The organism is Pelagibacterium lentulum, from assembly GCF_003992625.1.
In the GTDB taxonomy this organism is placed as follows: domain Bacteria; phylum Pseudomonadota; class Alphaproteobacteria; order Rhizobiales; family Devosiaceae; genus Pelagibacterium; species Pelagibacterium lentulum.
Genome location: NZ_RZMW01000024.1, coordinates 1 through 3,680, shown reverse-complemented (window position 1 = coordinate 3,680; position 3,680 = coordinate 1). Strand labels below are relative to the sequence as shown.

Sequence of the window (3,680 nt, the reverse complement as noted above, 5' to 3'; positions counted from 1 at the left end):
AAAGTGGGCAAGGGCAAGAAAGAAGGCGAGCAACGAAAGCGGGAAAATCACATCGCCAGTGTATGTGGCGAATTGATATACGGCGCGGCCCTGTTCACTGAACAGCTCGAGCCGGGCCAGCACTTCGTTAGCCGAGAAGGAAGGACTTTGGTCAAAGAGCGGCAACCCGTCCAGCGCAATGTGTACGGCGCGGGCGCCGAATGGCAAATTGGTGAGGTGGGTTAGGGCGAACGTCCCAAGAGCAATTCCCAACGTCAGAAGGACCGGAAGACCGGTGGCGCGGCGCGAGGTCAGCAGCGCGCCGGTTAGCAGGCCGAGCAGGAAAATAGTTGGGATGAAGATGAAATGTTCGGGCGTCATGAGTTCAGCCTCCTGCTTTGATCATTCTGGACATGCGTCCGTTTTTGCACGACCATCCGCAAATGCTTTAACGTGCGCTCATGGGCAAGCGACAACGCGGCGTGAAATGTACGTTGCCGGACAGACGTCAGGCCGATGTGCGGTATGGGAGGTGTCCAGGATGGAGCAGGGCGAGGACCGGCGCGTGCGACGGACACGCGCAGCACTCAGGGCGGCCCTGGCCGAACTGGTGGTGACCCAAAGCTATGACTCACTTACCGTAGCAAAAATCTGCGACGCTGCCGATGTAGGACGGTCAGCCTTTTATCAGCATTTCAAGGGTAAGGACGATCTATTGCGTAGCGGCTTCGCAAAGCTGGAGGCCGACTTGGCCGCAGCCGAAGTTGAGCCGGGAAAAAGTTTCAGCGCCGGGTTTTTTGCTCATGCCCTAAGGCACCGAGAGCTCTACCGCGCGCTGACGCACAGTCAGGCCGCCCCCATTGCTACTGCCGCAGTCCGCCGGATACTCGAATCGCGGGCGAGAAAGCTTTTGGCGCCCGAAAGCCCTGCGGGCGTTCCCCGCAACCTGCGGGCGGCCTTACTGGTGGATGTGCTGATCTCTTTGGTACGGTGGTGGCTCGACCGCGAGTCTCCCCAGGCGGTGGACAAAATCGACGCGATGTTCCACGAACTGGTTTCCGGAATTTTGGGGACACAGGGATCGACTGACAATCCCTGCTGACCTGGTCGCCCCTGAATAGTCTTTGCAGGACAACGTCAGGTTCATCCAACGCCTACCTAATTCCAGAAAGTCAGCCGTTGCCCGAAACCGCCGGGCGGCAACGCACCCTCATTTCGGCCGTCGCTCGCTCCTCTCCCAAACCCCGACATCCGGCACTCGCAGTTGATCCCGCTAACGATTGTTCATTCCGCAACCAACGCGATCGACCCTTCGCCCTGCCGGGTGTTCGACAAGTATTGCTCCAGGTCATCGACCAGCCGCTGTGCGTCCTCTGCCGATCCTGTCACCAGCGCCGATGCGCGATTTCGTTGCCACGGCCGCCCGATAAAAAAGAGACCTGGCACCGGACTTCTGCCGTCGTTCACGACAATGCTTCCGGTTTGATCCTTGGCAGCTTTGATCATCAGCCACGTGAAATCGTCGCGATATCCGATGCACCATATCACTGCGCCGACGTCGAGCGCGCTGCCATCAGCAAAAACCGCATGTTTTCCATCGGCTCCGATCAACCGTGACGCCAGCACTACACCCCTTTTTTTGAGATCTCGGTCGCTTCGTTCTCGGTTTGGAAATGGATCGGACTTGCGCATGATCCTGCCCAACAGCGAATTGGGTCCGACACGCAAAAGGCCGAGCGCTTTCAGCCATTTCCACGTGCTAATTCCCAATAGCTTTTCTGGCAGCAACCGGCGATTTCGCCCGCGGGAAAGGATAACAGATTTAAACGCCGACAACTCAAATGCAATGTCGCGCCCCGAAGCGCCATCTCCAATCACCACAACTGGTCCATGTTCGACATCAGCGGGACCTTTGTAGGTTTCCGGCGTTAGCTGTCGGACTTGGGATGAAAAGGTCTTAGCGATCTCCGGGATGACCGGCACCTGAAAGCCTCCCGTTGCCACGACCACCCCACGCGCGAGAATTACGCTGCCGTCTGCTCCCTTGGCCCGAAAGAGCGTCTCAGCCTCGATATCCAGGCTCGTTACCCGAAAGTTGGTCTGGACTGGAAGGTTGTAGTGCAGGGCATAATTGGCGAGATAGTCCGCGAATTCGTCGCGGGAAGGATAGCCGTCGGGATCGCCATCAAGCCCCTTCCCAGGCAGGGCGTTGAGACTTCGCGGCGTGAACAGGGCAAGCGAGTCGTACCGGTTGCGCCAACTGTCGCCAACGCGCTGGCTTTCATCCACGATCAGAAAAGACACTCCTTCCTGCGCCAACCGATACCCAGTCGCAAGGCCGGCTTGTCCAGCGCCTATGACGAGAACATCAACTCGGGTCGTTGGTGCGGTTCTTGCCAGTTGTGCCTTCTGAATTTGAATGTCTTCCTCGTCCATTACCGAAACCCGTCCATGCTGATTGAGGAGAAGCGGAGCGCTTGTTGGGAGAGGCGCAATTGATCGAAACCCAAAACCGTCAATATTGCTCGAGTTCGAGCACAGGCTTCGACGGAAGGTACTGCTGGAGGGGAGTCTACGGTATCCGTGGAAGGGCGAAGCCAAACGGCCGCCCACCCCAATCCTAAAGAACAACGCGATCGATTGCGCCGCGGCGCGGTTGGTTCGCCTCGGCTGTCGACTCCTGTGCATTTTCGAGGTCATCGAGAATTGGACAGTCGGGTCGATGATCGCCATTGCAGCTCTCGGCCAGATGGGAGAGCGTGGCCACCATCTCTTCCAGTTCGGTGATTTTGTGTTTGAGGCCTGCAACGTGATCGAGCGCAATGCGCTTGACTTCGGCACTTTGGCGACTGCGATCACGCCACAAATGCAATAGCTCGTCGATCTCGGCGACCGAAAAGCCAAGATCCCTGGCCCGGCGTACGAAACGCAGCATGTGAACGTCGCGGGTGGAGTAGTCCCGGTAGCCCGATGCCTTGCGCTCAGCCTGTGGGATCAGGCCGGTCTGCTCGTAATACCGGATCATTTTTGCCGATACTCCGGATGCGCGTGCGGCTTCACCGATATTCATGTTCGTTGCCTTTCTCGGGTGTCGGGGCCCTGGAAGATTGTTCTGGTGAAAAGAAGATGTCGGCGTGAAGGTTGCGTGATTGTAGTCCAGCGTTCGCCAGGGCGATTGTTGTCGCCTTGACCATGGCCGGCGGCCCGGCAACGTAGGCCTTCCAGTCTTGGAGATTGTCCAGATCCTTGGCAACCGCAGCGCTGACCATTCCAGTGCGATAGTCGCTTGCCCCTTGGTCCGACAACACCGGTGTGAATGTCAGGTGTTCATGGAGGTGGGCGAGGGACCGGAAGTGCTCCAGAAGGTAAAGATCGCGCTCTGCGCGCACGCCGAAATATATATGAATTGGTTGGCGCATGCCGAGTTCAAGCGCTGTCTCAACGATTGACAGGATGGGCGCCAGTCCTGAACCACCGGCGACTGCAAGGATCGGCCCGGTATGCTCGTGGCGTAACTGTGAGGCCCCGAACGGTCCTTCGAGTGTGACTGGATCACCCACCTTGAGACGCGAATGGATGAAGCTGGACGTCTGGCCATCCGGAACGCGGCGTATATGGAATTCGAGTTCACCCATGTCCGGGCGGTTTGCCATTGAGTAGTCGCGCGCAGGAACTCCGGGCAGCGACAGTTGTGCATGCTG

At 58.1% G+C, this 3,680-nt stretch carries 5 protein-coding genes; 1 reads left to right on the top strand and 4 read right to left on the bottom strand.

The annotated features are described in order from the left end of the window. The coding region (locus EO133_RS20185; protein ID WP_206513477.1) for a hypothetical protein at window positions 1-360 on the bottom strand (360 nt) is incomplete at its 3' end. A 160-nt stretch (window positions 361-520) separates the two neighbouring features. Between EO133_RS20185 and EO133_RS20180 the strand changes: the two genes are divergently transcribed. Beyond that, window positions 521-1,081, top strand: a complete 561-nt coding sequence (locus EO133_RS20180) for a TetR/AcrR family transcriptional regulator (protein WP_164734916.1) — start codon at window positions 521-523, stop codon at window positions 1,079-1,081. 182 nt (window positions 1,082-1,263) lie between these two features. Here the strand turns inward: EO133_RS20180 and EO133_RS07095 are convergent, their stop codons facing one another. The 3 genes from EO133_RS07095 to EO133_RS07085 all read right to left on the bottom strand — a co-directional run. Further along, window positions 1,264-2,415, bottom strand: a complete 1,152-nt coding sequence (locus EO133_RS07095) for a flavin-containing monooxygenase (protein WP_127071959.1) — start codon at window positions 2,413-2,415, stop codon at window positions 1,264-1,266. 184 nt (window positions 2,416-2,599) lie between these two features. Beyond that, window positions 2,600-3,049 (bottom strand): Cu(I)-responsive transcriptional regulator, encoded by a 450-nt coding sequence (gene cueR, locus EO133_RS07090; protein ID WP_127071958.1) that lies wholly within the window; start codon window positions 3,047-3,049, stop codon window positions 2,600-2,602. Beyond that, a partial coding sequence (locus tag EO133_RS07085) for an FAD-binding oxidoreductase (RefSeq protein WP_248297988.1) occupies window positions 3,036-3,680 on the bottom strand: 645 nt, incomplete at its 5' end. The genes cueR and EO133_RS07085, both read right to left, overlap by 14 nt.